At 39.5% G+C, this 26,266-nt stretch carries 22 protein-coding genes; 14 read left to right on the forward strand and 8 right to left on the reverse strand.

All coding sequences use genetic code 11. The annotated features are described in order from the left end of the window. The first annotated feature begins 150 nt into the window (after positions 1–150). Positions 151–411 carry a 30S ribosomal protein S20 gene (gene rpsT / locus H5203_RS06805; RefSeq protein WP_145237275.1) on the forward strand — a complete coding sequence of 87 codons (261 nt, stop codon included), beginning with the start codon at positions 151–153 and terminating at the stop codon, positions 409–411. A 92-nt stretch (positions 412–503) separates the two neighbouring features. On the opposite strand, the gene H5203_RS06810 is transcribed toward rpsT, so the two are convergent. Next, the gene (locus H5203_RS06810; RefSeq protein ID WP_145237278.1) at positions 504–887 is read right to left on the reverse strand and encodes a response regulator; all 384 of its coding nucleotides are present in this window, start codon (positions 885–887) and stop codon (positions 504–506) included. Between the two features lie 109 nt (positions 888–996). Between H5203_RS06810 and H5203_RS06815 the strand changes: the two genes are divergently transcribed. The 3 genes from H5203_RS06815 (at position 997) to smrA (ending at position 2,504) form a co-directional block, all read left to right on the forward strand. Beyond that, positions 997–1,446, forward strand: coding sequence for a hypothetical protein (locus tag H5203_RS06815; protein WP_145237281.1), 450 nt, complete (start codon positions 997–999; stop codon positions 1,444–1,446). A gap of 99 nt (positions 1,447–1,545) precedes the next feature. Further along, entirely contained in the window at positions 1,546–1,791 is a 246-nt protein-coding gene (locus tag H5203_RS06820) for a hypothetical protein (RefSeq protein WP_145237284.1), read from the forward strand. A 134-nt stretch (positions 1,792–1,925) separates the two neighbouring features. Beyond that, a complete protein-coding gene (smrA, locus tag H5203_RS06825; RefSeq protein ID WP_145237288.1) occupies positions 1,926–2,504 on the forward strand; it encodes a DNA endonuclease SmrA in 579 nt (192 codons plus the stop codon). Positions 2,505–2,534: 30 nt separating this feature from the next. Here the strand turns inward: smrA and H5203_RS22820 are convergent, their stop codons facing one another. Both H5203_RS22820 and H5203_RS06830 read right to left on the reverse strand, forming a co-directional pair. Then, entirely contained in the window at positions 2,535–2,666 is a 132-nt protein-coding gene (locus tag H5203_RS22820; RefSeq protein WP_259401915.1) for a hypothetical protein, read from the reverse strand. Between the two features lie 98 nt (positions 2,667–2,764). Continuing rightward, positions 2,765–3,685, reverse strand: a complete 921-nt coding sequence (locus H5203_RS06830; protein WP_145237291.1) for a glyoxylate/hydroxypyruvate reductase A — start codon at positions 3,683–3,685, stop codon at positions 2,765–2,767. Positions 3,686–3,854: 169 nt separating this feature from the next. Here H5203_RS06830 and H5203_RS06835 point away from each other — a divergent pair, with 169 nt between their 5' ends. The 3 genes from H5203_RS06835 (at position 3,855) to H5203_RS06845 (ending at position 8,060) form a co-directional block, all read left to right on the forward strand. Further along, the gene (locus H5203_RS06835; RefSeq protein ID WP_145237294.1) at positions 3,855–5,567 is read left to right on the forward strand and encodes a lysophospholipid acyltransferase family protein; all 1,713 of its coding nucleotides are present in this window, start codon (positions 3,855–3,857) and stop codon (positions 5,565–5,567) included. Positions 5,568–5,719: 152 nt separating this feature from the next. Beyond that, complete coding sequence (locus H5203_RS06840; protein ID WP_145237297.1) at positions 5,720–7,333, forward strand: ATP-binding protein; 1,614 nt, start codon at positions 5,720–5,722, stop codon at positions 7,331–7,333. A 19-nt stretch (positions 7,334–7,352) separates the two neighbouring features. Then, positions 7,353–8,060, forward strand: a complete 708-nt coding sequence (locus H5203_RS06845; protein ID WP_145237300.1) for a response regulator transcription factor — start codon at positions 7,353–7,355, stop codon at positions 8,058–8,060. 123 nt (positions 8,061–8,183) lie between these two features. On the opposite strand, the gene H5203_RS06850 is transcribed toward H5203_RS06845, so the two are convergent. The 3 genes from H5203_RS06850 to H5203_RS06860 form a co-directional block, all read right to left on the reverse strand. Continuing rightward, on the reverse strand, positions 8,184–8,855 hold the full coding sequence (locus H5203_RS06850) for a hypothetical protein (protein WP_145237303.1): 672 nt from the start codon (positions 8,853–8,855) through the stop codon (positions 8,184–8,186). A gap of 227 nt (positions 8,856–9,082) precedes the next feature. Further along, the gene (dapE, locus tag H5203_RS06855; RefSeq protein ID WP_145237306.1) at positions 9,083–10,270 is read right to left on the reverse strand and encodes a succinyl-diaminopimelate desuccinylase; all 1,188 of its coding nucleotides are present in this window, start codon (positions 10,268–10,270) and stop codon (positions 9,083–9,085) included. 281 nt (positions 10,271–10,551) lie between these two features. Then, on the reverse strand, positions 10,552–11,970 hold the full coding sequence (locus H5203_RS06860; protein ID WP_145237310.1) for an MATE family efflux transporter: 1,419 nt from the start codon (positions 11,968–11,970) through the stop codon (positions 10,552–10,554). Positions 11,971–12,207: 237 nt separating this feature from the next. Here H5203_RS06860 and H5203_RS06865 point away from each other — a divergent pair, with 237 nt between their 5' ends. Beyond that, entirely contained in the window at positions 12,208–12,861 is a 654-nt protein-coding gene (locus H5203_RS06865) for an OmpW family protein (protein WP_145237312.1), read from the forward strand. Positions 12,862–12,907: 46 nt separating this feature from the next. Here the strand turns inward: H5203_RS06865 and H5203_RS06870 are convergent, their stop codons facing one another. Continuing rightward, complete coding sequence (locus H5203_RS06870; protein ID WP_182731090.1) at positions 12,908–13,444, reverse strand: thioesterase family protein; 537 nt, start codon at positions 13,442–13,444, stop codon at positions 12,908–12,910. Between the two features lie 110 nt (positions 13,445–13,554). On the opposite strand from H5203_RS06870, the gene H5203_RS06875 reads away from it, so the two are divergent. After that, on the forward strand, positions 13,555–14,043 hold the full coding sequence (locus H5203_RS06875) for a hypothetical protein (RefSeq protein WP_145237744.1): 489 nt from the start codon (positions 13,555–13,557) through the stop codon (positions 14,041–14,043). Between the two features lie 27 nt (positions 14,044–14,070). Here H5203_RS06875 and tyrR read toward each other — a convergent pair whose 3' ends face one another. Beyond that, a complete protein-coding gene (gene tyrR / locus H5203_RS06880; protein ID WP_145237318.1) occupies positions 14,071–15,627 on the reverse strand; it encodes a transcriptional regulator TyrR in 1,557 nt (518 codons plus the stop codon). Between the two features lie 252 nt (positions 15,628–15,879). Between tyrR and H5203_RS06885 the strand changes: the two genes are divergently transcribed. Genes H5203_RS06885 through H5203_RS06905 form a run of 5 tightly spaced genes read left to right on the forward strand, consistent with a single transcriptional unit; the run spans position 15,880 to position 26,245 of the window. Beyond that, the gene (locus H5203_RS06885; protein ID WP_220491207.1) at positions 15,880–18,105 is read left to right on the forward strand and encodes a CapA family protein; all 2,226 of its coding nucleotides are present in this window, start codon (positions 15,880–15,882) and stop codon (positions 18,103–18,105) included. A 25-nt stretch (positions 18,106–18,130) separates the two neighbouring features. Continuing rightward, entirely contained in the window at positions 18,131–20,122 is a 1,992-nt protein-coding gene (locus H5203_RS06890) for a hypothetical protein (RefSeq protein WP_145237321.1), read from the forward strand. Next, positions 20,115–23,231: a poly-gamma-glutamate biosynthesis protein PgsC/CapC gene (locus tag H5203_RS06895; RefSeq protein WP_182819524.1), complete on the forward strand. Its 3,117-nt coding sequence runs from the start codon at positions 20,115–20,117 to the stop codon at positions 23,229–23,231. Before H5203_RS06890 ends, H5203_RS06895 begins: the two co-directional genes overlap by 8 nt. Next, a complete protein-coding gene (locus H5203_RS06900) occupies positions 23,218–25,491 on the forward strand; it encodes a hypothetical protein (protein WP_145237327.1) in 2,274 nt (757 codons plus the stop codon). The genes H5203_RS06895 and H5203_RS06900 overlap by 14 nt, the downstream gene beginning before the upstream one ends. After that, complete coding sequence (locus H5203_RS06905; RefSeq protein ID WP_145237330.1) at positions 25,475–26,245, forward strand: hypothetical protein; 771 nt, start codon at positions 25,475–25,477, stop codon at positions 26,243–26,245. The genes H5203_RS06900 and H5203_RS06905 overlap by 17 nt, the downstream gene beginning before the upstream one ends. Positions 26,246–26,266 lie beyond the last annotated feature (21 nt).

Consider the following 26,266-nt stretch of genomic DNA (forward strand, 5'->3'; position numbering starts at 1 on the left):
GTATTAACTGTGCTAGAGCGGCAAATTGATGTTCGTTATATAGGAGCAGTTTTTCTTGGTATGTCAAATTTTTATTGACATTCACGATTAAAAAAGGCATATTCCACGGCCTTTAAATTAAGCTTATTTTAAGATTGTTAGGAGCAAACCTTGGCTAACATCAAGTCTGCAAAAAAACGCGCTATCACTAGCGAAAAAAACCGTCAGCATAACGCAAGCCGTCGTTCAATGATGCGTACATACTTCAAAAAAGTAGTTGTTGCTATTGAAGCGGGCGACAAGGAAGCTGCACAGCAAGCTTTCGCAGTTGCTACACCTATTTTAGACCGTTATGCAACTAAAGGTCTAATTCACAAAAACAAAGCAGCTCGTCATAAGAGCCGCATAGCAGCTAAGATCAAAGCGCTATAATTTGTTTTTGCTAGAATATAAAAAACCGGTCTTGACCGGTTTTTTTATATCTATCATTTAACGCTTAAAATTATTTAAACACTATTGTTGCGTTAAACAACGTCTAATTCTGGATAAAACTTTTTCAACATTGCCGCTATTTTCTTCGGTGTAAATGGTTTTACCACAAATCCTTTAGCCCCTTTATCGATTGCATCTTTAACATTCTCAACCGTTGAGTGAGCCGATACCATAACGACATTAGTTTGTGGGTTTATTTCATTGATCTGCGCGATAATCTCTTTACCATCACCGTCTGGCAACTCAATATCTAAAAAAATAATATTATAATCGGCCGCTTGGCAAGCACTTATACATTGCGCAGCTGTCGACGCTTCTCTAACATTTTCAATACCTAAGTGCATTAATGTTTGATGGAGAAAGCTGCGCACTGTTCCCACATCATCCACTATTAAAATTGAAAGCTGCGTATTCATTGTTGATCCCCGTAGGTTATGAACTAGGTTTAAGTTATTATGCTTAATAACTTTTCTAATTTAATAATCTCATTATAGAGAGCTCTGCTTAAAAGGCCAGATTTGCTTTATGTCAAATAATATAAAAAAACAATCCTTGCTAGGAAAAACGCCTCAACGAAAAAAACCAACGGCACCAACTAACAAGCGAAAAGCGCCTGCTCAGGCAAACGTCACGCAAGCACAAACACAAACTGCTAGTAGTGAATTAACTGAAACAAAAAAAAGCCGCACAGGCATTATTGTAGCGGGTGTTATTGTGTTTGCTATTTTAGTTATCCCCAAACCACAGTTATTAACCTATGAAAAATTAGGATTAGTAACGCAAAGTGTATATTGGCCGGGACTGTTTGGTTATGGCGCCATGTTATTTGACTCAAATTTGCAGCCAAATGCCGATTTAGCGCGTAATAGCCTTTATTTATGTCAAAACAATAAGCAACCAGATACTTGTCAAAAATATCGAGTAACCGAACAAGCCGGCTTTTTTTCTGCATTACAAAAATTAATTTTGGATTAAAAAAACTAATCTGAAAATATAAAATTACTTGGTTGAAAGGTGCGCAAAATATCAACATAATGGCGCTCCTTTTTTCAACACTTGAACAACGATACAACCATGCTAAACGAGCTAGATTGGCTTTTAAATATTATCCTGTTAGCCCTAGGATTAGGGGCGTTTTTTATCAATCAATTAACAATACTGCGTGTAGCGGCGATCAGCGCCTGTGCTTTACTGTTTTTGTCATTTAGCTTGGATTTAATGTCGTCGAGTGTTATTTCAAACATGAGTTTAGTGTTGATAAACACGTTTTACTTGTTCAAGGTTTATACCTTTGGGCAATTAAATGTGCCGCAAAATTAATATCTCTCCCTAGATAATTTTATGTACCCTACCGGGCTTTGCTCGGTAGGGTATTTTTTTGCGCGAATAGAACTTGGGCAGCAAAATGAACTAAGTTAAAATCATCGGCGTATTATGCTACTTTGGGTATCACTATGCCTTTAACTGACTCTGATTTATTTTTAACGTCTATGGAAGACGTTGCTCGCCTAGATCACGATACGATCGAACCATCACAACACTTAACTGGCCCCTCTTTAGCCCAGCAACAAAAACGCAAAGCCGCAGAATTAAATTTAAACATCGATGAAAATTATCTACGTAGTGAATTAGTCGAGCTATTAGAGCCTAATGCACTATTGAGTTATAAAAATGCGGGAGTGCAAGATGCTGTATTTAAAAATCTTCGATTAGCTAAGTATCAGCTTGATGCGACACTTGACTTACATGGCCAAACACTAAAAAACGCACGCCAAGCCTTATTTGAATTTATAACTGATTGCCAAAAACGTAATATTCGTGTGGTAGTGATCCGCCACGGCACTGGTATCAAAAACAAAAAGACCCCTGGGGTGTTAAAAAGTTATACCAATAAATGGCTACAAGAAATTGACTGCGTATTAGCCTTTCATAGTGCACTTAGGCATCATGGTGGCAGTGGTGCAAGCTATGTGTTAATTAAAAAAAGTGATGAGAAGAAGAGTGAGAACCGGGAGCGTCATAGTAAACGCTAACCCGGCTTCGTTATCAATTGTTGGTTCTATTTATTCTGTTTGGCTTTGTAAAACAGGAGCTTGTTCACTTGCATTAGCTTGATTACACCATGCAGACACACCCATTAAGACCACTGAAATAACGATAATACTAAATTTAACGCCTGTTTGATGCTGTTTCATTGTACACCTTATTATTATTGTTAGTGTTTTTTGAGTTAACTAGACTAACTAAAATTACAGATGTTAACAAGATGTACTACGCTATTGTCGCTGAACTTTTAATAACCTTTTGTTCTATCAACCTGATTATTTAATTTAAGGCCTGTTTTCATACGTTGTACATTATTAGCAATCTGCTGCGTTACAGTTTCCAGATCAGACAATGCCGCGCAATGGGGAGTCATTGTAACCGCTGAATGATGCCAAAAAGGATGCTCTGCAGCTAATGGCTCTTGTGCAAAAACATCCAATGTTGCTCCTCTTATAATTTGATTATCTAATGCCCAAAGTAAATCGTCTGCAACGACGTGCTGGCCTCGCGCTACATTGATGAGCACGGCATGACTTGGTAGCTGCATTAATAAGTTGCGATTAATAAAGCCCTTCGTTTGCGTGGTTAGTGGTAATAAACACACGAGATAATCAGCCTGTGCTAACAAACTTGGTAATTCACTTACTTGATGAATACAATTTACTTCGGGTATATTTTTAGGGCTTTGTGAAAATGCACTTACGGTAAAATTATTAGCCAGTAAACGTTTAGCGCAGCTTTGTCCTAACTCACCAAAACCTAAAATCACAACATGATTATGACTATAAGCGCGTTTTGGCAGCCATTGTCGTTGTTGTTGCTTAATCACATAGTCTTTAAGCCTTAACTTATGCGCTAAAATATGGGTAAGCACATACTCTGCCATATCATGAGCTAAATTTTCATCAACGATGCGTGTCACAATGACATTGTCAGGGAGTAAGTTTAAATCAATGCTATCGACCCCTGCGCCAAATGAAGAAACTACTTTTAAATTAGGTAGTTGTGCCCACATATCTGCAGGTGCCAGCCAAGCAAGCACAAATTCAACATCCTCTAAGTTATCACAGTCTGGCCACTGTGAAATTTTTACACCTGGTAATTTAGTCGCTAACGCAGTAATAATTTTACTGCAATCACGTCCACTAATCGCAACGAGTACGCTCATGTTATGCCTATAGAGTTGTTGATTTGCAAAGAGTATAACCTTTGTTAAAACATTTAATCTAATCGAATTACTGCTCGGCTCTTTAAAAAGTCACACAACTGCAACCTAATTGTCATGGCAAGCTTTTACTCTGGCGATATATTGATCACCATATGCAAACGAGGTAATTATGATCAGTGTTGATAAAGTAATCGCAGCAAATCTACCACAATTAGAAAACTCACCTAAAGTAAAAAGTTTAGTTAAAAAAGGGTTAGGTTATTTGCTTCACGAACAAGAATTTGTTGCATTTGGTGATGCCTACCCGCACTTACAAGGCATTGAGTTTGTTGAGCAAGTGTTGGATGAACTAGATTTTGATACTCGCTACAAGCCAAAGCAGATTGAGAATATTCCTAGTGAGGGTAAGTTAGTTATTGTTGCTAACCACCCTATTGGCTCTTTAGATGCACTGGCATTAATTAAAGTATTATCAAGTGTTCGTAAGGATTTAAAGGTCGTTGCCAATCGCATGTTAATGTCAGTTACGCCAATGCACTCATTATTACTGCCGGTCGATAATTTATCGGGTGACAGTAAAAAGCAAGAACTCAATAATATCCACCAGCACCTTAAAGAAGCTGGGGCCATTCTCATTTTCCCAGCAGGTGAAGTGTCGCGTTTAAGCCCTACCGGAATTAAAGATTGCAAGTGGAATAGTGGTTTTTTACGGATCGCAAAAAAAGCCAATGCGCCAATTTTACCGATTTTTATTAAAGCCAAAAATAGCCCACTTTTTTATGGCACATCGATGATTTACAAGCCTTTAGCGAGTTTATTACTGGTTAAAGAAATGTTTAAACAACGACAAAAATCATTAGAGTTTGAAATTGGCGCATCGATACCTCCAGAGTCTTATTTAATTGAAAACCTTAAAGACAAAGAAGTAGTCAATCTGATCCGTAAGCAGCTTTATGCACTTACCTCAAAGAAAACCTTACCGCTTAAAACACAAGCACCCATCGCCTCCTCAGAATGCCGCAAGGAACTAAAAAAAGCCATCGAACAGTGTGAGCTATTAGGCACAACTCAAGACGGCATGCAGATATACCTTTATCAATATCAAGGCAGCTCAGCGATTTTCAGAGAGCTTGGCCGGTTACGAGAGATTTCGTTTCGCACTGTTGGTGAAGGCAGTGGTAAGCGTCGTGATATTGATAAGTACGATATGGATTATCAGCACTTGGTTTTATGGGACGGCTCACAACTTGAATTGGTTGGCGCATACCGACTTGCTTGTGCTCAAGCTATTATTGATAAACACGGCCGCAAAGGTTTATATACTGATAGCTTATTTTCTTACAGTGATGCAATGACTCCTTACTTTGCTGCAGGTATTGAACTGGGTCGCAGCTTTGTACAACCTAAATACTGGGGTCGTAAAAGTCTTGATTATTTATGGTATGGGATTGGCGCGTTTGTGAAAAATTATCCTCAGTATCGCTACCTCTATGGCGCAGTCAGTGTCTCTAACGCGTTGCCAGAACCAGCCAAAGCCATGTTAGTTCATTATTATCAGCATTATTACGGCGCTAAGCAGGTTATAGCTACACCTAATAATGAGTTCAAACTCACAGAGCAGCAACTCATACAGTGCGCAAATCTATTTAGCGGTGATGATGTCAAAGAAGACTTTGTTGAGCTCAAACATGTGCTCGCAAACATGGGTGCCCAAGTACCCACTTTATTTAAACAATACACCGAACTATGTGAGCCTGGCGGCGTACAGTTTTTAAGTTTTAGTGTTGATCCTGATTTCAATAATTGTATTGATGGCTTAGTGCTTGTTGATCTTGAAAAAGTAAAAGAAGGCAAAGCAAAAAGATATTTAGGAAAGAACTAAGAACGCAAAGGTGTATAAAATAAGGACGACCAGCCATCTAGCTTATTTACTATACCCGTAACGTGAATTTGTGTTCGCTGTATGCTATCAAAAGTAGTTTTTATGTGCAGATATGATAAAGTGGTTGTACACAAATTGTTGACAGAACAGCTATGAAAAGGTCCCTGCTATTTTTATCTTTTATCATTATTTTTTCGGTAGTTAGCATTCAATTATTGGTGATACCTCATTTTGAAAGTAACGTCAGGTACCCTACTGAAAAATGGGCTTTAGAGTTTTTAACATCAGGCTCTACGGATCTTCTTGCACAACAATTACAATCCATACCTAAACACCAGAGAATGGCCTACTTACAAAACATACAAGCTAATTTTGGCTTTGAACTTACTTTACAAGACTATCAACAAAGTGATTTTTCAAGTGAGCAACAATCTTGGCTCGCAGAGGATAAAATTTGGGGTGATCCGCAAACAGATTTAGCATATCGAAAAATAGATGACGAACAGCTATTAGTAATTGTAAAACCCAATACGGTTCCTAAGCATCTGATCAACGAAGCGCAACGTTGGATGATGGGCTCTTTTTACCTACTGAATAATATGCTGATGCAACACCCACAGCAGAGCTGGCCGTCGATAATTGATTCGCTCAGTGATGATTTTACATATCCCGTTGCACTGATGACATTGAGTGAGTTAACTTACACAGAGCAACAAATAGCCCAATTAAAAACAGGAGCTATTGTGACCATATCAACTGCGGATTCTGATTTTATTGGCTATCCCGCCGACATTGCCGTACAGCGCATCAAAAATAGCGATAAAGTAATTGTACTTGGCCCTTTTAGCCCTCAACTAAAGGGCAAAGTGGTGTACATGTTAAGTATCTTTTATTTTATATTCGGCTTTTTTCTGCTTATACCAATTATAATATGGTTAATTCCTGGCTGGCGCTCTATGTTATCGCTCAATAAAGTGGCGATATTACTTGGACAAGGTAAATTTGATGCTCGCGCTAAGCTAATTCGTTTTAGCCATCTAAACCACTTGTCCAAAACGTTTAATACCATGGCCGAAAAAATACAACGCCTTATCTCTTCTCATAAAACTCTGATCAATGCTGTATCACATGAATTGCGAACTCCCATCGCACGCATTGAATTCAATGTTGAATTACTTAGAAATAGTACAACCAATGACTATCAACTAGGGCAACTAGAGCGGATTGAATTATCTTTGAATGAACTAAATTCATTAGTGTCAGAAATGCTTACACATGCTCGATTTGAGCGCGAAATACCCACTCTTACATTTGCAACCGTTGAACTTAATCATTGGATAAAACAAGAGTTAATCTGTTGGCAAGAAGCCAACCCTGATACTGAGATTGTTTTACTTGAACAAGGCGCTTGCCATGCAATGATTGATAAGTTTTATATGAGCCGTGCATTAAGTAATTTAATGCGCAATGCCATAGCGTATGGAAGAAACCATATTCAAGTAAGCTATGAACAAACCGCAAAAGGCTGGCTGATTTGTGTTGCTGATAACGGTGATGGTATTCCTTTACCCTGTGCTGAGAAGGTATTTGAACCATTCTATCGAGAAGATCAAAGTCGTAATTTGCAAGTCGGTGGAACCGGACTAGGCCTTGCAATCGTTAAACAAATTTTAGGCTGGCATGAAGGAACCGCGAGTGTTGAGCCATCCAGCTTAGGTGGTGCATGTTTCATACTAAATTGGCCAGCCAAACGCACACATCGATAATCCACATAGAGAACAAGAAATGAAAACAAAGATTTTAGTGGTAGAAGATGATTTACCGCTTGCTGAGTCAATTCAAGAGTATTTAACGATTGAAGGCTATCAGGTTGAAATAGAATCAAATGGCGAGCATGCGGTCTCCCGTATTCTTCAGTGGCAGCCAGCTCTGGTGCTGCTTGACGTTATGTTACCGAACAAGGATGGCTTAACGGTATGCCGCGAAGTAAGGCAGTCATACAGCGGCTATATTTTGATGTTTACTGCACGAGAAGAAGAAATTGATCAGGTTGTAGGGCTTGAAATTGGTGCCGACGATTATTTATTAAAGCCGGTGAAACCTCGCTTACTACTGGCAAAAATTAAAGCTTTTTTAAGACGTGGACATCCCACAGATCCACTCGCCATAAAGCCACAAACGAAAGAGTCTATAACGTTTGGGCAATTAATCATTAATACGCACAACCGAACTGTCTCTTTAGCAACGCAACATATCCAGCTCACAGACGGCGAATATGACGTACTGCTACTGCTTGCTAAAAATGCAGGAGTTATTCTGTCACGTAGTGACATTGTTGAAAAAATAAAAGGTTATCACTATGATGGAATTGAACGTGGTGTTGATAATCATATTAGCCAGTTACGCAAGAAGCTCGGTGATAATGCGCGTAACCCAATAAAAATTAAGACTATCCGTTCCAAAGGCTACTTATTTGTAGTTAGTGCGTGGTAGTTCTAGGTGGATATGGCGCTATATCTCCAACATGGGAGTAGCGCCTTTGAGAGACTTGAACTGTGGATAATACATCTATCTCAGCAACTATTTCACACTAACCAGAGGAGTTTTAATCTAAAGTTATTCTTCAGCCATTACTCGTTTACCATTACTATCGACAACTAATAAATATGAAGCGCCAAAATTACCCGCACATAAATCGATAGCCTGATTGGCAACTTTTAGGCCATTAGCACAATTACTCACCGCTAAGAACGCTGTGACACTGCCCTTTTTTGTAGTTAATACTTTTTTATCATCAATTGACACATCATACTCGCCGTTGGCAAATAAACGCACATTAAATACATCTGCAGTATTGTTTTGTTTTTTATCAATGACAGACAAAGCCCGCTTACCTGAAGATTGCCAAGCAATTACCCATAAATCGTCGTTATTACTCAAGGTTGTATTTATGCGTTCCTCTTTATTCGCATTGATACTATCTTTAACTCCCAAGTTAATCATGTTATTGATTGCTTTATAACTGTAGTTATAGCGACTACCCACAGCATTGGCCTCTACATCGCCCGCAGCGATATTATCACTATCGAATAAACCACTGTAGCCGGTGCTAATACTCCTTTTTTTGACATGAAAGTCAGCCATATAATCCAATGAATTTATGAAAGACATATTTGCTTGATGGGTTAATTTATCATCTAATTCATCCGTGCTTTCACCACATCCACTTAAAGCAGCTGCCACACCAAACAACAGTGCAATACTAAATCCTTTATTACTGGTGCTCATAACAATCTCCATAATGTTTAATTTTATCAACGCTAAAAACCGCACTAAACGCTGTTATTACTTTAATAATTTTTTATTAATCAATTACTAAGTATTTTATTTCGAATAGCGAAATTTACTGAAAAAATGTTAGCATATCCTTTACGAGACATCTCTCAGCGCTTGTCGGACATTGTCAGAAATTGTCTGTTTATAATGAACAGTTTAATGATGGCCTTGCGTTATAGTCAGCTGATACGGCTAAATACCTGCTCTAAAAGCTGTGTATATATTTTCTCAATTTTTAGTAAGTCATTAATAGGCACATGCTCGTTAACTTGGTGGATGGTATTATTTCGTACCCCGCATTCAATCACTTGGGTGTAATCATTGGCAAAAAACCGCCCATCAGAAGTTCCGCCACTGGTACTTAAAAAAGGATAACTGCCTGTCACATTAAAAATAGCTTGTTCAACTTGAGTCAATAAACAGCGACGCGTTTGATGACTCGTATAAAAAGGCTCACACGGACGCTCCCATTCCACACTCAGCAAAGCTTGTAAATCGTCTAACGCGAATTGAATCTCATTTTTTATATCACTGCTTTTATAACCATGGCTATAACGAATATTAAATGTCATTTCACATCGTGCTGGCACCATGTTATCGACAACATTAGCAATATTAATCCCGGTTATTTGCAAGCTCGTATGTGAACTTGGCTCGTCACGCTGCCAAGTTATGCTAGTCAAGCGCTTGATTACTTCTGCACTAAGATGAGCTGCATTGATGGTGTTTTCTGGATAAGCAACATGCCCTGCTTTGCCGTTGATCACTAACCGCGCAGACAGTGCACCTCGACGGCCATTTTTGATTGTATCACCAACATGCAAATGACTGGTTGGCTCGCCGACAATGCAGCCGTCAAGTTGGATGCCCTGTTGCGCTAAACGCTCGGCAATCAGTAGTGAACCATATTCCGCTTCCCCTTCTTCATCAGAGGTGATCAACCAGTAAAAAGTACCTTTTTTTGCAGCTACGTTAGCCAGTAATGCACGACTGGCACATAACATGGCGGCAACGCCCCCTTTCATATCAGCAGCGCCTCGGCCATAAATCGCGCCATCAATAATATCACCTGAAAATGGTTCTGCTCGCCACGCTCCTCCAGATGCGGGGACCACATCAATATGCCCCGAAAAAGCATAGCGTGGCCCATCACCAAAGCTTACTTTAGCTATTAAGTTAGTAACATTATTAAAGGTAAACTGTTCACAGTTAAAGCCAAGGTCTGTTAACTGCTTTGCTAACCAGTCTATTGCCCCGGCTTGCTGTGGCGTAACAGATTTAAATTGGATCAGCTTTTGAAGGTAACTGACCACAGTATCAGTGTGGATTGCATCATTCGTGGTGTGAGATTGGATAGCTAAAGTCATAATTAACACCCTTATTAAGAGAGAGTGTATTCATTACAACCTGAATTCATGACCGCTTTATGAAACACGGATTATACTAATCGTTTTAAGTTACTGACCATTTATAGCGACAGAAAAATACAGTGATAACAAGGCAGAGATTTTGACATGTAGTTGTTCTCGGCAATTGCTCCTGCATTGCTCTACCTATTGCATCCATGCAGTCGTACATGAAAAATTACTAACGCAGTTAGCGCTTTATTTAGCGCGCTAGAATGGTTAAATATTTAAGTCGATTGGTATTAGTGTGCACCTTCTTCGATGAATGCTTCTTGGCTGACTTTAGCGATATCTTTATCATCTTTGGTCAATTTTGTTTGTTGCCAACGACCACGACAAAACCACAAATACGATAGCGATGCGACGATCACATTGGTGACAGCAAACGAGTACCAAATGCCGTGATCGCCCAGATGTGTGTGTTTTGACAAAATATACGCCACCGGAAACTGTACTACGCATTGAGAAAACAGCGCCAACAACATCGCATTAAGCATGTTCCCTGATGCTCTAAATGCAGCCACCACACATAATTGCACGCCTATTCCGCCCCAAGTTAAGCACATAACACGAATAAACTGTGCGCCTTTGGCTATCACACCTTGATCATCGGGGATAAAAAATGCCACTAAGTAAGGTGCAAATATAAATGCAATCGCCCCAATAAAAGACAAACCACATAATCCCCAAAGTACCGCCAACTTAGTAATTTGCTCTGCTCGTTGCGGGTTACCTGCGCCCATATTCTGTCCAACTAAGGTCGACACAGCCATCGAGAGTCCCATAGCCGGGATCATCACCATCTGTAATATATTTGAACCAACACCATAAGAAGCAATGGTTTGAGTGCCAAAACTAGCCACTAAAAAAGACATGATAATCAAACCAAATGCACGCGCTGACAACTCCACAGAGCCTGGTGCACCTAAATAAAACGCTTGTTTGATATAACTGTAATCAGGAATGAAACTTGATAATTTTAGCTTAATACCATGGCGACCACGCATAAAAATAACAATGCCAGCAATGGCTGCCAAACTTTGTGTCACCAATGTAGCCAGCGCTGCCCCCATCACCCCAAGACCTGTAAAGCTGCCATAACCAAAAATAAATAATGGATCGAGTACAAAGTTTAGCAACACGGTTACGGAAACAATGATCAGTGGCACCTTGGTTTGGCCAATACCCCGCATTAAGGCTTGAAACATGGCATAAATAAATACAAATACCACACCCACAAATGACACATGCATAAATTTTAAAGCATCGTTATAAACGGCATCTTCAACACCCAGTAAATGTAAAAAGTAAGGAGATAGCAAATAACCGATAATTCCTAAACAAATGGCCGTCACAGTCACCATTAACACTGTTTGTGCGGCCACATGGTTTACTTTATCTTGCTGGCCAGCCCCCATATATTGCGCTGACAAAATAGCCCCCGCCATCGCAAGTCCAGAGCCAATCGCAATCACTAAAAAAGTCACTGGCATACTTACTGACACCGCTGCAACTTGTGCCGCCCCTAGACGACCAACCCAGAACGCATCGGTTAATTGATAGGCAGATTGTAAAATATTGATAAGAATAATAGGAACTGCAAGTTTTAACAGTGCTTTGCTAATAGAGCCAGACAGAAAAAGATGGTTGGTTTCGTTCATTGTATACCCTTGCTTTAAGCAGCAATTATAACTTATTTTCCTGACCTATTGATGAATAGCAATAAAAAAGAGTGCACTGTCAATCGATTTTAAACGTCAATTAAGTAAACCTTAATCTAAATCAAACAAACGCTGCGCCGTTTTATACGCTGTTATAAAGCTTGATCTAGAACAGTTTTTTATTTTTTTTTTGGCTGATAATAACGCCAATTCAAAAAGTAGTTCTCGGAGAACAGCATGAAAAAACAACTTAGCGCAGCGTTACTCACCTCACTTTTAATCGCATCTCCTTTCGCCAGTGCAAACTTAAGCGTTAATGTCGGTGCTATTAATGTTAATCCTGACAATAGCAGCTCAGCGATCAATGAAGATCCAAGTTTAGGCTTAAAAGGTAGCTCGGATACACAACTGGGTATTACAGTTGACTATGCATTTAACGATCAGTGGGTTCTAGAATTGGTTGCTGCAACACCCTTTTCTCATGAAGTTAATGGCACCGGTGGTTTAGCTGGCAATAAAATAGCTGATATTAAGCAATTACCGCCGTCACTAATCGCTCAGTACCACTTTTTAGAAAGTACTTCAGCATTTCGCCCATTCGTTGGTGTAGGTATTAACTACACAGTGTTTTTTGATGAGCAACCTTCTACAGCGCTAAAAACAGTACTGGGCACCAACGACGTTGAAGTAAAGCTTGATAACTCATTTGGTTTTGTAGCTCAAGCAGGCTTTAACTATATGCTAGATCAAAACTGGGGCGTACATGCGATGGTATCAATCATGGATATTGAAACCGATGCAACTGTTTATGCCGATGGTAAACAAGCTCTTACTTCAACAGTAAAAATTGATCCTGTAGTTGCCATGTTAGGGGTTAAATACGCTTTTTAAACATACTCTAAAAAGGCCTAACGACCTTTTATCAGTGTATGTAAATTCAACTGGGAAGATTTGTTATTTTTTTCTGCTCTAACATTTCTTTCCAGTGCATAATTTCCGTAGGTAATATAGGCACAATACCATCAAAGTTTACCGCCTCTAGCATTTCTTCTACGCTGACGACACCTCGCTTGCGCTTAAACACACCTCTTACATAGGCGATCGCATGCAAGCCACGCTCGGAATGAAATTTTTGCTCAATATAAAAATACTTATGATCCCAACCAACTAAGCGCGTGCTAATGGTATATCGTTGCATTGGCTTAATATCACGAATATAAGTGATGGCCGTGGCGTTAACGATAGGAAACCAACGTTTTTTCATAATCGTTTCAAGCAAGCCAACTCGCTCAGTCATCCAAGTGCGAGCTAAATCCATCATTGCTAAATAACGAGAGTTAGTAAGATGTAAATTAATATCACAATCACTTGGCAGCGCTTTGTAATCTATATCCACAGTGTCTAACAATGATTGATAATCACGGTTACGTTTGATTTTAAAAAATAATAATAAAAGACGAAAATATAAGTTCACAATAAAGGTCTTACCAGTTAACAGTTTTGTGAGTGCAGCATAGCGTATTGCATTGGAGAATATTCTGCTCTACTCTGAATTCTCTGATTATAAATAATAGTAGAAAAATGATGAAAAAATCAGTTTCTTATTTGAGTATGGTATTTGCATTGATGAGTACCAGCGCGATGGCCGACTTTAACTATCCAGGCGAAGGAGACGTACGTTATCCAACTGGGGTTGAAAAGCCGTTTCAATTTGGGTTTGCTTGGCAGCAACAAAATAGCAAGTTTACTATAGGTAAAAAAAGCTATGATATGCAATTACCTGAATCCTATTCCATTGCTATTACTTTAGCAAAAGACGACCAACAAGTGTGGGTGCAAGAATTTAATAATGGCTTTATTGAAGGATTCAGCTGGGAAATTGGCGAACACACAATCAAACTTGAAAAACGTCAATATAAAGGCGCGGTAAAAGGGGATTATGTTATCAGTTTAGATAACAAAGATTACTTTTTTGCCCGTAATAACATCAGTATCTTAATTAAGTTCACCGCTGAGGGTATCGATACTGTCGCTATTGACGGTGTAACCAAAGATATGGGTACTAAGCAATAGTACCCAATACTGTTGATTTGAGTCAGTTTACACTTTTACCGTTTTACGATTAATGCCGTAATCACGTAGCTTATTTGCAACTGCGGTATGACTTAACCCTAAACGCTTAGCCAATTGTCTCGAACTTGGGTAAGCAGGGTACAACTTACGTAATAATGTAGCCTCAAAACGCTTTACAGCTTGATCGAGCGAGCCCTCAAAATCAGACTCCAAGTACCCTAAATCATGGGTAAATGCAGGTAATTGTAAATGCTCAACACGCAGCTCGTTATCATCTAATAACGAGACCGCACGGTATATCGCATTTTCTAATTGGCGGACATTGCCCGGCCAAGGATAATCTTGTAAAAACGACAAACACTCTGCAGATAGTTCCGGAATTGCATGACCATTTTGCTGCGCATATTTTTGAATAAAATGTTCTGCAAGTGGCCCTACATCAGCTTTACGATCACGTAGTGGAGCAATTTCTAAAGTCAGTACATTGATCCGATAGTATAAATCTTCTCTAAACGTACCCTCTTGTACCATCGCGGGTAAATCTTTTTGCGTGGCGGCGATAATGCGTACATTTACTTTTACTTCGTTCTCATCGCCAACTTTGCGAAATGTGCCATCTTGTAAAAAGCGCAGTAACTTAGTTTGAAGTTGGGTAGACATTTCACCCACTTCATCTAAAAATACCGTGCCACCATCCGCTTGCTCTAACACGCCGCGTTTTGGCGCTGCATTTTCTTCATAACCGGCATAACCAAATAATTCAGACTCAGCAACATCATCAGGCAGTGAAGCGCACGATAAAGCGATAAAAGGTTTCACAGAACGATTAGATGCATAGTGACAAGCGCGTGCCAGTAACTCTTTGCCGGTACCGGTTTCACCAGTGATAAGTATCGGAGCTTCAAGTTGCGCCATTTTACGCGCTTCACGAACCACACGACGCATCGCAGTGCTAAAGTTGTGAATAGTTGCAAAGCTTTCTTGACCATAACGACGAAACGCACTTACCTGCTGACCTAAACGGCTTTGTGATTTAATGTTGATCACCGCACCGGCCAATACATCACCTTCATTGCCTTGTGGTACTGCGATTGGCAAGATATCCGCGATAAAATCTTCACCAGCCACCTCAACCCGGGTTGTTTGTCCCAGTACTTCTTTGCCTTCTAACCAACGGGTAAAGTTAAAGCCTTTCAATAGATTATTAATATTTGAACCAATAACTTCTTTTTCAGTTAACTGTAAGTCTTTACATGCAGCATCGTTGCAAAGCCTTACCCAACCTTTGGCATCAATTGAGATCACACCATCTGGTAGCGCACGCAACAATGTGTTGAGCTCATTATGCTCACGCTCAGAAGGTAAAAAAGCGGTGGTACGTACATCCTGTACACCATCAATTAATCGAATTGAGGGCATGATTTTTTGAAACTGCTCAAATTCAATCGGTGGAAAACTCACATACATACGACAGTTAATTGAATCAACTTCAATACCTTTTAAATCAACGCGATAGTTGACTAAAATATTGAGTATTTCTTGAGCAATACCGATGCGGTCTGCACAATGGATATCTAAACGCATTTCACCCTCAAAAAGAGAAAACCTACTATGTCGCAAATAATACGCTAACTACCCATCGCTGGGTAGTCTATTGTAAAGATTTTTGGACAAATGATACTAACCATTATTGCAAAGACTTTTTATGGCAACTGACTATAATTTAGTATGAATGATATTAGAAAAATTCAAATACTTGGCTAATATCATTTCCACAAAAAATCCGTATAATGAAAACGTATTAAAAAATGTAACTACAGTGATAACGAGGCTTGTTTGAAAATTAAAAAATATAAACTCTTTTCTATTCTCTGCTTAGCCCTAATTATCGCTGGCTGTAAGGTTGAAGACCCCTATGATACAGGCGAAACACAAGCCCAAAAGAGCGATGCACAACTGCGCGATGATTATTTAAAAAAAACGTTTAATGGTGTAATCACAATAACCGATCAGCAAGCTAATAGTGTGGCTGGCATCATGGTTGAGTTTGCAGGACAGCAGTATCAAACAAATGCCAGTGGGCAAATTAATTACTCAGGTATTACAACAGGTAACCATCGGTTAATGATCGCTGATGAAAGTTACTTCCCTGCTGTCGCTACAGTCAAAATTACTGCTGATAACACTCAGCAACAGCTGACCCTAACAGCTAAGAGTAGTAACTCGGTTAGCCTGCTATTTGCTGGCGATACTATGTTTGCACGACGCTTTTTAGATCCCTCTTTGGCAACTATGACGGCTGCGATCCCTGATGTCGCAGGGGCACTTATTCGTCCAGCAACAGCCAGTGAAAATGCTCAAGCATTAACACATTTTGTCGCACCATTTTTTCAAGCTGCTGATTTTTCATCAGTAAACTTAGAGACACCGATAACAAGTAGTCCTGAAGCAGCACATCCAACAAAAGAGTTTAGCTTTTTTTCATTACCTGAGACGCTAGATGGGATCAAAGCCATTGGTATTGATTACGTCGCACTAGGAAATAATCATGTGTATGACTTTTTAGAAGATGGCCTCAATGATACTTTGCTTGAAGTAGATAGCGCTGGCCTTGCTCACAGTGGCGCAGGGAAAAACATAGCCAGTGCTTACCAAGCAAAGTTCATGGATGTGGGAACACTCACGTTAGGACTTTTTTCAGCGACCTCCATTACAGGTAAAGAACATGCAATTACCTATGTTACCGATGCCACAAAAGGCGGTGCCGCAGATTTAACAGAAACAGAATTAGTCTCCAACTATCTTAATGATGCAGTGCAAAATAGTGATTATGTAATTGCCCAAATGCATGGTGGTGATGAATACACTTATCAACCCAGCGGTTACATTAAAGGCAGGTTTAATTCTTTATCCAAACAACAAACCAATTTATTAGTTGCTCATCATCCGCATATTGCCCAAGGCTTTGCAGTTTTTAATGGCGTACCTGCCATTTTAGGCTTAGGCAATTTTGTGTTTGACCAAGACCGCTTAGAAACGCTGCTTGGCGTTGCGGTGTTAGTAAATGTAGACAAAGATGCATCTCCTATGACGAAGCGCGCTTTTGCTTACCCTGTTTATGTTGAAGGGTATCAGCCTAAATTTACCAATGGTTTTTTGAGTGATTATTTATTACGACGTCTGGCTGAGTTTTCTGATAATAACATTACCTTGATCCCACGAGATGGTTATGCCGATGTATTTTTCACCGCAGATCAAGCGACTGTTTCTCAGCACACGGAAACAGTTACAGTTACCCCAAATCAAAGCATTCTAGATTTACGCAACTTTGCTCCATCAACAAAAGCATTTTTATCTAAACTTGAAATCATTGACGGATCGCCAAGTGATGTCACTTTAGGGCGCGATTTAATGATTTTCGGTGACTTTGAAGATTGGGATAACGATGATGAACAACTAGAAGTTGCTCGTTGGGATCACACCGGCGACAGCGTAACGCCTTGCTTAAGTGGTGCTCGTTCAGGTGCGCAAGGCTTATGCTCTGCTCGCACCCAGTTTGATAACACGCCATCGCTGCTCCCATTTAGACAAACCATTCGTGCAATGGAATTACCTAATGATGATGGCTCAATTGACGTCTTCAAGGAGTTTAGTTTGTTTGGTTACAGTAAAGCTGAAAACGCCGGAAAACTAGACGCAAAAATAGTTTATACCACCGCTGAGGATGGCCTTGAATTTTCTACTCAATTGGTCGATATTGAACCGGCTGGTAACCATGACTGGCAAGCCTTAAACTATGACTTTTCACTGCCTTCTGACGACTTAACACTTGGCCCAGAAAAGTTACCACCGCGCGGTATTAAAGTTACCTTGCGTCACTTTGCGCCAAATAGTGGCGAAGCAAGCTTGGCGTTGGATGATATGGCAATGATTTCATGGCAACAAAAAGTAAACTTCACTGATACGATGTGGCGCACGGATAAAATCCATGGATTTGACTTTTTACGTTTAAATGCAACGTCTTCTGTTACGTTTAAACTAACGTATAGCACCTTTAATTAATCTCTATTCTATTTTGGAGCTAATCGTGGCTTTTAAACAACAGTTTTTTTTACTTAAACGCCAGCGTTCTTTTTGGCTTACTATTTGCCTGTTTATCATTGTGGTGATCTCAAATTCATTATCACTGTTTAATTCATCAAATGCCTTTTTCTATAGCCGTTTAGCAAATCTTACACAAAGCCAGCAAAGCAATGTTGTGATCATTGAAAGTGAGCATTTAAGTCGCGAACATAATGAACTAGTACAACAACTATTAAGCTATCAACCAAAAGCAGTATTGGTTTTTGCTAATGAACAACTAACAGTAAATAAAACCTTGACGGACATGGCACAAAACACTGTTTTTTACCCACACCCTAAAAATGACTACTGCCTACCACATATAAACGATTGGTCTGGCTACAATGTTGAATTAGCCGCTATGGCTGACAGCTCATGTCTGGCAATTTGGCCGGCACTGTTTAACGACCTTGATAGTAGCAAAAGTGTATTGCTTAACTTCGCTTTAGCCCCTTCTGCACTGCCAAAGTTTTCAGCTGAACGGCTGATGACAATGGACATTATGGCCAGCCAGTTACAAAACAAAATCATTATTCTCGGTCAACATAATGCTGGTTTAGGGGTAAAACTTAATGCGCCTAAATTAACCCAGACATCAAACTATTTATTACTTACTGCTTATATTGCCGATACACTTGATAAGCAAAGCAGCATATCGCTACTGACACTATGGCAAAGCACCCTACTGCTGCTTAGTATTTCTTTACTACTGCTGTTCGCTTTTCAAAAATTATCAATTAGTTACAGTATCGTAATTGCAGTGCTAACAAGTATATGTTGGTTTGGCTTAGGGTATTTTATTTTAGTGTTTCAGCATTTATTTTTACCCGTTGGCCAGATGACCATTTTTACCTTTATTACACTAGTGTGGGTAATATTGGTTAGAAAACTCAACGAAGACAGGGAGCTCACTAGCCTAATTGGGAATATTCAACAGAAAATGGCTGGGCGCTATTTACCAAAGTCATTTATTTCTCAAAGCTCGCCTTGGGATGCGATTATTCGCCTGGTAACTCAACAACTTGCTTTGAATAAATCGATATTTTTAGCGCGTAAAGAAGGCGATCACCGACTAACCGAAATAAGAGCCGTCAATTGCCACCTTAGTGATATTAAAGAAATGCGCCGCGATTATAAGCGCGCGCCATATTCAGATGCTTTAAAAGAATTTGGTGTTGTGCCAATTTTGCGCCCATTTTTTAATGAGCTAAGTGACGGTGAGCTGCAATATATCGTGCCATTGATCTATGCCGGTGATGTGCGTGGTTTTTGGGCAATGACAGTAATGCCTGATGCACAATTTAACAAACAAGCATTTGAGCGCAATGTAAATGCCTTTGCCGGACAAGTGGGTGAATTACTGTTCCATTATCGAATTATTGAATCACAAAATAATGCTAATGATAGCGCCCTATCTCAACTACTCACTTTGAAATTACAAGAACCGCTCAGCCAGCAAGTGAAAACGTCGATAGCGGAAATGGAACAAAAGCTAACGACCTTAGAGCATGTGTTTAATAATGTTCGCTCTGCGACTGTATTATTTAATTTATTTGGTCAAGTGGTGCAAATAAACAAATCGTTAGAAAAACTAGCTGCGCAGCATCAATTCTCTATTTTTGATATGACAGCATTGGATTTGCTCTGCTTAGTTACTGATTTAGATACTGAAACCGCGAAAGGTAAATTACGCTTTATCACCTTACAAAAAGGCGATATTTATCTTCAAGCTAAGCTTGATGAAAATACCTATATACTCAATGTTCGAGCAATGGATGCAAGTCATCTACAAAATGCATCTGGCGAGCCATTTCAGGTTTCAGGTATTTTATTTGAGTTTATTGATATTGCGTTTTTTATTGAGCAAATGCCCAACAGCAAACAACTGTGTGATTCATTATGCAAACAACAGCAATTTTACGCTCAAAACTTGATGGAGCCATCAACTAGTGGGTGATTTTATTTTACAATTGTTTCCAGCAGGTGGTGGCTTAGGTCAATCGGTGATCACCACTGTATGGATAGGCATTACTGTTGTTTGTTTGTTAAATTTACGATTTGGTTTTCCGCTTACTGGGCTTGTTGTGCCTGGTTATTTAGTGCCACTACTTATTGTTAGCCCAACCTCAGCCGCCGTTATCTTAATTGAAGCGGTAGTAGTGTATGGCCTAATGCTCTTTAGCGCTAAGTACGTAATGCAAAAATTTGGCTACGCCGAGATGTTTGGTCGTGACCGCTTTTTTGCCATTATCTTGATCAGTATTTTAGTGCGTGTAGTCATGGATACTTTGTTTTGGCCATTGATTGCTAACGTGCTCAGCGGTTGGGATATAACCTTTGATTATTCATCACAGCTTTATTCCCTGGGGTTAGTTATTATCGCCCTCACTGCCAACGTGATGTGGAATGGTGGCTTTAAGTACGGCATGAAAGTTACCATTGTTCAGCTACTAATTACTTTCTTATTAGTTCGTTTTGCACTCATGCCAATGACTAACTTTAGCATCGCCAATTTAGCAATTATGTATGAAGCGGTTGCCGCATCAATTATAGCGGCACCAAAAGCCTATATTATTTTGGTGATCACTGCGTTTATTGCGTCGCGTGCCAATATTAAATATGGCTGGGAATTTAATGGCATTATGCTACCCGCATTATTGGCGCTGCAGCTTATGCAGCCAACTAAATTGCTCACATCCTTTGCAGAAACAGCCATTATACTGATCATTGGTGCTTCGCTATTAAACTTTACGCGGTTACGTAATGCCAATATTGAAGGTGCAAGATTATTGCTATTTTTCTTCAATATCGGTTTTATCTATAAGTTATTTTTAAATTATTTTGTGGTGCACTACTACCCTGAAATAAAAGTTACCGATACCTTTGCTTTTGGTTATATGCTGTCTACGCTTTTAGCATTAAAAATATATCAAAAAAGCGCACTAGGCTTAGTGATCCGAGCCACCTTTCAAACTTCAATCCTAGGCGGTGCGTTAGCCATTGTGATCGGCTTTATTATCATGTTTATCCCTTCTTTATTTGTTACAACTGACATTAAAGAATTGCAAAGCACAAACAAAGTCAGCGCTCTTGGTCAACAGATCAGTGAATATAAAAGCTACCTTTATACGAGCAATAAAGGACAACTAGACATCAGCAGTTATCAAGCTAGTCAGGACAAAAATAACTTTAAACAAGCGATTTATGAAATTAATAAAGCCCCTAATTCAATAGAAAACTTACTGCTGAATAAACAGCGCTTAGCTAAACTTGATTTTCAATTGCAATTTGATGATAGTTATATTTACATTCGCGATGCTAGAAAAACCTCGCAACGCGGGTTATTTGTTATTTCTCGAAAACCAAGCGCAGATTTCATAGTCACGGTACCATTTCCCACTTCAGAAAGTTTAGCGAGCGACTCTGCGGGGCTTATATTTTCACACTTTGACAGTCGTGCCTTAGTATTTGGTACCAGTGCTACACCAACGACGGAATTAACTCATAATAATAAACAAAGTCCTTATTATTTAGCATTTATTGAAGCGCTGGGGCTTGAGCAACTATTTCAAGTACGGGAAGTTAACAATCGCACAAATCGTTTGTTAATCAAAACCCCTGTCGGCGCAACAAGTCAGTATTGGATTTACAATCAGTTACCAAGCTCACTCAGCCAACGTTTGATCCAACAGCTATTAGGACATCAAGAGACTTTTTTTGGTCAAGCAACCAATAGCTCTTTACCTGCAGCAAATTTTAATGGCCAGCTGTTTGAAGTGTTTTTAAATAGTGATAACTACACTACGTTATTAGCTAACATATCTCGTGATGAAAGTAATAACGAGGACAACGCAATTAGCTATGCAACGCAGAGCCTGAATGAAGTGATTGAGCTATTTGCTGACAACATTACCGCTAAAGGCAGTGGCGCTTATAAACCATTAACGGCAAATCAAGCCGCCTTGTGGGAATTTGAAATATTACACCCTCTATACCGTTTAAAAACTAAGCTGACGGATCAAGATGTAGATGAGAATATAATCAATCAACTAAATCAAATTAATGCCACAGCCAGACTAATGGGCTATCAGCTAACATTACTCAATAACGCGCAAGGTCGCTTTTTACTTATCGCCCCTTTCGTTGATGGGGCTGCAATAGCCTATGGTCAAGGTTTCTATGTCATCAATCTGACATCAAGTACCCAACTTAATATTGAAGTACCGCGACCATTATTTGAAAGTAATACCTTAAAGTTTGCCACTGAACTATTTGTAAATAGCCGGGCAGAGCATTTACTGATCGCCGGTGCCCATCCTTATGCGCATCCACAAGCGAATGTATTATTACCCAATAACGTTGATTCATTATTTAATGTGGTTCATCAAAGCTATTTACGGTTTGCACAAAATAATGCCATTTTAAACTTACAAATTCGTAGTCACAGTGCACCATTATGGATCAGACCCACCGCCCTAGCTTTTGAATATACGCAATCAAATAACGCCCACCAGCATCTTTTACAAACACTTAATCACAGTTTGCAAGATTTGGCTGTTGATTACCAAGTTGTGCAAGGCCAAACCGCGACAAGAGGTTTAGAGCTTGGTACGTCGCCGCAATCTGGCTATCAAATATTTGCTCCCCACAGCGAACTAGCAACCCTGTGGCTTGCATCTGATTTTAAACAGCAATTTTCTGTTAACCAGCAAAGTCTTTTACAACGCTTGCTCGCGATTTCAGCGCAACCAACAATTAAAGTAATGAATATAACCACATTATCGCCTGCCAATTGGCAAGCTGTAAGTTCACAGCAGCAAAGTCATTTTTTAAAAACGATTGAGCGTTATGCCAGCACGCAACGCTTGACGGCACTGGCACAACTATGTAAACCATTCGCTAACTGTGAATTACAAACAATTGAATTTGAAGGCCGCCAAGAGTATGCCCTCGCGATCAGACAAAAAGGTAAGCTGTTGGCAATTTTTAATCCGATAACAAACCGTCTCACTGACCAAAACCGTTTTAACACTATAATGATTGAGGGATCGTATGCAATTTATTAAACGACTCTTAAAAATACTCATATTGCTCCTAATACTTACTGGGCTTAGTTTTGCGCTGTTTAGTTTTTATCTGTGGATACAGTCAGCTGAACCTATAACTAGCCGTTCGGATGAAGAGACACGCTCTAACGTTCAATGGCTAAGCACTGAAAAACCATTGATTTTTTCGTTTTCTAGCACTAGAACACACTCGATCCGAGTATTATCAAATGCGATATTTTCTGAACCACAGGATTTAGATAAACCGATAAACTATGCCATTGAATACGCATTCTTAAATGAAAAAAAACAAGTAATTAGTAGTCATGTCTATCACCATGCGTCAAAACTAACACCTCCCGACAATGAGCAACAAATAAAGCAAATTATTGAAAATCGGCAAGCTTTACAGGTCTCATCTGGGCAATCTTTTTATATCAGCCCAGAACAATTAAAGAACGTTACCAGCGTATCATTAAAGTTAATTAGCGAAGATAGCCAAGTTATGGGAGTTGTAGTGCGAGTCCATGCTAAAACACATAACGATAATGATGATAAATACAGCGCGTGGCTCAAGTTACCATTAGAGCGAAGAGAGCGAAGCAGCGCATATCACAGTATTGGGGTTAATGCGTTATCAACCACAGAAATAAACAATGCAGTTACCTATTCATGGCTAAAACTTGCTCCACAAGGTATTCCTGGGATCGACTTTAAAGCCGACATTTTATATGAAACGCTGCCCTACAATGTTGTTACTTATGACTTTGCGCAGCAACAACTTAATTTAAATGACTATTACACCGATGCGACACTGTGTGCGAGCATTGAACTAAAACAGCCAGATTCGCTTATTTTCAGTCTGGACAAATCAGCTGAAATCAATTTAACTTGGTATGATTTAAGTCAGTTTATTGCACCACATACTGTGCTTTATCGCGCAAATACAGCGCAGCCACTGAGCTTTATTACCGAGCCATTAGATATTGGTTTAGTAACTATATGCAGCACCGAGCCACTGTTAAGTAATTGGTCTTTTAGCTCACTACAACCGTTAACGACCGCACAAGATGGTTACTATCAAATAAGTAACTTATTAAATGCTCGCTTCACACTTGAAGGAAGTAGCGATATTAACATCGATCTCAGATCATCTAGTCGAGGTCATGCTACTGTGATTGTTTATGATCAAAATAATCAGCCAATTGATACCTTTACTATTTCTTATGACGATGAATTATCTGAATTTGATCGAGTTATTCTAGATTCCACACAACGAGAAAAAATCCCTAAAGCAAATAGCTTTTATTTACGTCTTAACGAACGTGCAGCGGCATTGGTAATTACAACTGAGCAACCGACTCTTGTACGTGTCAAATCACGTAATAGCCAGTTTAACTATCAACGTACGGTATGCCATACGCAATGTATTGAAGATCCAAACTTTCATGATATTGCCGCTTGGTATGAGCAACAAGCTGATAACCATTACGACTTTACTGAACAAGATAGTTACGTCAATATCCGAGTTTTCCAAGAGCCACCAGAGATCCTAATTAAAGACAGTTTCTATCAATCAAGAGAGCTGTTTAAACAATTACCGATCTCTAATGTCGCATTGGTCAATAGCCCAACAAAATATTTTACCCCAGTTACTGAGCCGAGCCCTTATAACTTTGCACCATTGCAAAATAAGCATCTGCTGCAAGCGGCGACTAATGCGCCAAGTACAGATCCAGGCAGTGTGGTTTATCAACTAAACAACAAAACAGCCAGAGAAGTAAATTTAGTAGACACTGACTTTGAACAACTGGCAAGTATTGAAAAAAATGCCCAACACATTTATCAAAACTGGCAAGGGCAACGCCCGTGGCTCAAACAACGGTTGTATAAACTTACAGCAAATACGCCACTAAAATTAGCATATCCAACGCAACGCCCGTACAGTGTGGTATTAAAAGCGTACAGCCATTATGCTGAGCAGAGCATTATCCTCGATATTGCTCAACGTGCTAAATACCAAAGTGGCTTAACCCATGATTATAGTATTGCAAACAAGCGCTATGGACTTCAGCCGAGCCGCTTAAGTGATGCCTTTTTGATCCATCCAAAAGACAGTCAACTATTTGCTTACCCGGCAATTACTCAACAGCTCAATGCTGATGTTCGTGCGCTCAACAGTTTAACCATTACAAGCAATAAAACCGTCTGGATCGCAGTATTAGAAGAGTACGCTAACGAAGAAGTAAAAATAAGGTGGTGGAATGATGATGCAAGCTAAACGGTTACTTGCGATAATATTACTGTTATTAACTAGCGCAAGTTACGCTAGTTCGTCATCACAAAATGGTGCCTATGCGGTTACAAAAGCCCAACTAGCGCAATGGCTGAGCACGCAAACAAACTTGGCGCAAGGCAACGAACTAACATCAGCGTTAACTTTAGTAACGAAAGATGAACACGTTATAGCAGGAGAAATAAAATACCAGTCGAGTGGCAGTCAGTGTATTGCCTATGCTCCGCACCGCTATTTTGACAAACACAGCTACCCTATTGCGATGGCTCTATTTACTGAATGCCAGGTTTTCTTAGCCAATACCATACATCGCAATACACTTGCAGCTGATGGACAAAAAAGTGATCTAGGTAAATACCACTACAGTGTTACCAATGCGTTTATTCAAAGCTACGCCAACACAGTCGATCAGTTCGTTATTTATCAGATACACGGCTTTGATCCAAAAAAACGACACACTAAAAAAGCACGCAATAGTGATGTAATAATCAGTCATGGTGCCAAGCCAGCTACAGCTAAATTACAGCAAATAAGCCAGTGTTTAACTGACAAATTACAACTTGCCAGTTATGTATATCCGTTAGAAGTTACAGAGCTTGGCGGCACAAAAAATATTTTAAATAAAATTCTGCCAAGCAATGGCGAATTTTTCCATATTGAATTAAGTGATATATTACGCGCGCAACTTGTTCAACAGCCTACTTTGATGAGTCAATTTAAAATATGCATTACGCTATAACTGCTATTATTTTCAGCCTAT

The sequence above is a fragment of the Pseudoalteromonas sp. SG41-1 genome (assembly GCF_014164575.1).
Classification (GTDB): Bacteria; Pseudomonadota; Gammaproteobacteria; order Enterobacterales; family Alteromonadaceae; genus Pseudoalteromonas; species Pseudoalteromonas rhizosphaerae.

Coding starts and splice junctions, on each gene's coding strand:
- H5203_RS06810 (WP_145237278.1), bottom strand. CDS start 887: ATGAATACGCAGCTTTCAATTTTAATAGTGGATGATGTGGGAACAGTG.
- H5203_RS06815 (WP_145237281.1), top strand. CDS start 997: ATGTCAAATAATATAAAAAAACAATCCTTGCTAGGAAAAACGCCTCAA.
- H5203_RS06820 (WP_145237284.1), top strand. CDS start 1,546: ATGCTAAACGAGCTAGATTGGCTTTTAAATATTATCCTGTTAGCCCTA.
- smrA (WP_145237288.1), top strand. CDS start 1,926: ATGCCTTTAACTGACTCTGATTTATTTTTAACGTCTATGGAAGACGTT.
- H5203_RS22820 (WP_259401915.1), bottom strand. CDS start 2,666: ATGAAACAGCATCAAACAGGCGTTAAATTTAGTATTATCGTTATTTCA.
- H5203_RS06830 (WP_145237291.1), bottom strand. CDS start 3,685: ATGAGCGTACTCGTTGCGATTAGTGGACGTGATTGCAGTAAAATTATT.
- H5203_RS06835 (WP_145237294.1), top strand. CDS start 3,855: ATGATCAGTGTTGATAAAGTAATCGCAGCAAATCTACCACAATTAGAA.
- H5203_RS06840 (WP_145237297.1), top strand. CDS start 5,720: ATGAAAAGGTCCCTGCTATTTTTATCTTTTATCATTATTTTTTCGGTA.
- H5203_RS06845 (WP_145237300.1), top strand. CDS start 7,353: ATGAAAACAAAGATTTTAGTGGTAGAAGATGATTTACCGCTTGCTGAG.
- H5203_RS06850 (WP_145237303.1), bottom strand. CDS start 8,855: ATGAGCACCAGTAATAAAGGATTTAGTATTGCACTGTTGTTTGGTGTG.
- dapE (WP_145237306.1), bottom strand. CDS start 10,270: ATGACTTTAGCTATCCAATCTCACACCACGAATGATGCAATCCACACT.
- H5203_RS06860 (WP_145237310.1), bottom strand. CDS start 11,970: ATGAACGAAACCAACCATCTTTTTCTGTCTGGCTCTATTAGCAAAGCA.
- H5203_RS06865 (WP_145237312.1), top strand. CDS start 12,208: ATGAAAAAACAACTTAGCGCAGCGTTACTCACCTCACTTTTAATCGCA.
- H5203_RS06875 (WP_145237744.1), top strand. CDS start 13,555: ATGAAAAAATCAGTTTCTTATTTGAGTATGGTATTTGCATTGATGAGT.
- tyrR (WP_145237318.1), bottom strand. CDS start 15,627: ATGCGTTTAGATATCCATTGTGCAGACCGCATCGGTATTGCTCAAGAA.
- H5203_RS06900 (WP_145237327.1), top strand. CDS start 23,218: ATGCAATTTATTAAACGACTCTTAAAAATACTCATATTGCTCCTAATA.
- H5203_RS06905 (WP_145237330.1), top strand. CDS start 25,475: ATGATGATGCAAGCTAAACGGTTACTTGCGATAATATTACTGTTATTA.